The following is a 2,601-nucleotide window of genomic DNA, read 5'->3' on the forward strand; positions in this document are numbered from 1 at the left end:
AGGTACACAGCACAGCTCTCCTGAATCGCCCCGTGGGGCTTGCATGAGCCGTGTGCCGCGATGAGTGGCTCGCACGGTTCTGAGGGGGGAGCGGCGGGGTGACCCGCCGCTCCTACCCGGCAATGCCTGCAGGCTCATGCTGGTGTTTCCCCGATGCGGGCCTCGGTCCAGGCGCGGGCAAGGATCTCGTCCACAGTCTCGGCGGGAGTCTGGAACGAGGTGTCGATCCAGAGCCCGAGGCGTGCGGTCTCCTCGCGAAGGACCTTGTCGAGCATCTGAACGGTCAGCGTGTCGTAGGCATTCTTGGCTCTGACGGCCTCGCGGGCCAGGACGGTGTCGGGGCCCGGCGCGAGGACGACGACCAGCAGCGGTGTGCTGCGGATCTGCGAGATGGTATGGGCGAGGTGCTCGCCGAGGATGACGTCTTGTGCGACCACGGTGAAGCCGGCTTGGAAGTAGTCGTCGCTGACGTGGGCGGTCAACTGGTGACGGAGCCGCAACTGGCGGACGGCCTCATCGCCGGCGGCGGAGGTCATGTCGGCGCGGCCGTTGACCACCATGCGGCGGAACTGGTCGCCGCGCACGTGCACGGAACGCGGCAACCGCTCGGCCAGTGCCTGCGCGACCATCGACTTTCCAGAAGCCTGGATGCCGGTGATGAGGATGATCGCTTGTTCGAGCTGCGGGAATTCGGGACTGCCGTGTTCGTCTGTGGTCGACGATGCCTTCGGACTGCTGGTCATCATGGCCCTTCTGGGCGGGGTGGTTGCGGGCTGCGGTTGGCGACGTCGGCGGCGTAGGCGGCCCAGTCGCCGGCGGATGCCTTCTGCCACTGGACGGCGACTTGGATGTGGATGCCGAGCATGCGGGCCAGGATCGCAGCCGGGACTTCTTCGGCGAGGGCGAACAAAGCCGTGGACCGGGCATTGTAGGTGCCGAGAACCACATCCGTGCTGCTCACGCTGCATGTTGGTACTCGTGCAGGATGCCGCCGAGGCGGTCGCGTCGGTGGACGTCGAGGTGGACGAGCCGGTCGGGTTCGGTGATCGGTTCAGGCAGCGGGCGGAGGGGTGCGGCGCCGGCGAGGGTGCGGTGCGGGCGGTGCGCGTTGTAGTACGCCTCGTACTCGCGCAGGGCGTGCAGCAGGTGGGTATGGTCCCAGATCAGGGTGCGGTCGAGGAGTTCGGTCCGGCACGAGCGGATCCAGCGCTCCATGATCGCGTTCATGCGGGGCATTCTCACCCCGGTTTGCACGACCTTGATTCTTTCCTCGGCCAGGACGCCGTCGAAGCCGGCCGGGTAGCGCACGTCGCGGTCCCGGATCAGGTATTTGATCTTCGTTCCGGCGTCCTGGATGTCCATGGCCAGGTTCCTCGCGAGTTGGGTGACCCATGCCGCGGTCGGGTGGGCGGTGACGCCGAGGACCCGCACGCGGCGGGTGGCGTGTTCGATCACCGCGAGGACGGTCAGGGTCGTTCTGGTGAAGGTCTTGGTCTCGAAGAAGTCGGCGGCCCAGATGGCGTCGGCCTGGGAACGCAGGAAGTCGGCCCAGGTGGTGTGCCCCCGTTCGGGTGCGGGCGGGATGCCGTGTTCCTTGAGGATGGTCCACACGGTGGAAGCGGCGACCTTGATGCCGAGCGCGGCGAGTTCCCCGTGCACGCGCCTGTAGCCCCATTCTGGGTTCTCTCGCACGAGGCGCAGGACCAGGGCGCGGATGGAGCGGACGGTGCGGGGCCGGCCCCGGCGCTCGGGGCGGGAGGCCTTGGCGTGGCGTCGGCGCAGGAGCTCGCGGTGCCAGCGCAGCACAGTGTCAGCGGAGACGATCAAATGGATTTGACGAAGCCGCACCCGGGGGAGGCGGTGCAGCAGTGCGGCGAGCAGCGCCCGGGCGGGCCAGGTCAGTTGTGGCTTGTCTACTTGCCGCTGCAGCACGACGAGTTGGTGGCGCAGCGCCAGGATCTCCAGATCCTTCTCCCGATCGCCCATCGGCAACAGCCGTATGAAGCTGAAGGCGGTCGACAGGGCGAGGTACGGCAGTCGCAACAGCACAGTCGAGCATCCCCGCAGTCGGCCCAGGCGTGCTCCAAGAAGCCCCTCCCCCCGCGAGAGGCTGACGCATCAGCTGAACACCACTGACCCCGGATCAGGCCTGTGACCAGCACGGATGCATTATTCGGCACGTACAGTGTTGCTCGTTGTAGATCAGCAGCCGGTCGGCGCACTCAGCCCTGCCCGTGCGTATGACCCTCTCGGCGTGGGCGTTCATCCGTGGCGTCTGCGGCGCACTTTTGAGGATCTGGATGTCGTCGGCGGTGAAGACGGCGTCGAAGGCTTTGGTGTAGCGGCTGTCGCGGTCACGCAGCAGGTAGCGGAAGCCTTGGGACCGTTGGCCGAGGTCGGTCAGGAGGATGCGGGCGAGTTGGGTGGCCCAGGCCGCGGTGGGGTGGGCGGTGACGCCGAGGATGTGCACGGTTCGGGTGCCGACCTCCATTGCGTAGAACACGTACAACCGTCTCAGGGTCACGGTGTCGACGTGGAAGAAGTCGGCGGCGAGCAGGCCGGAGGCCTGGGCGCGTAGGAACTCGCGCCAGGTCGGGGTGC

General features: G+C 67.4%; 3 protein-coding genes and 1 pseudogene. All 4 read right to left on the bottom strand.

The genetic code is table 11. The features are described 5' to 3' along the window. Positions 1-134 precede the first annotated feature (134 nt). Complete coding sequence (locus FCI23_RS55160) at positions 135-746, bottom strand: AAA family ATPase (protein ID WP_246144937.1); 612 nt, start codon at positions 744-746, stop codon at positions 135-137. Next, a complete protein-coding gene (locus tag FCI23_RS55165; protein WP_246144938.1) occupies positions 743-961 on the bottom strand; it encodes a hypothetical protein in 219 nt (72 codons plus the stop codon). Before FCI23_RS55165 ends, FCI23_RS55160 begins: the two co-directional genes overlap by 4 nt. Then, positions 958-2,049, bottom strand: a complete 1,092-nt coding sequence (locus FCI23_RS55170; protein ID WP_136731691.1) for an integrase core domain-containing protein — start codon at positions 2,047-2,049, stop codon at positions 958-960. Before FCI23_RS55170 ends, FCI23_RS55165 begins: the two co-directional genes overlap by 4 nt. Before the next feature lie 94 nt (positions 2,050-2,143). Then, positions 2,144-2,601 (bottom strand): annotated as a pseudogene (locus tag FCI23_RS55175) (DDE-type integrase/transposase/recombinase); the annotation flags it as partial.

Origin of the sequence: Actinacidiphila oryziradicis (assembly GCF_005047355.1) — a bacterium.
Lineage (GTDB): Bacteria > Actinomycetota > Actinomycetes > Streptomycetales > Streptomycetaceae > Actinacidiphila > Actinacidiphila oryziradicis.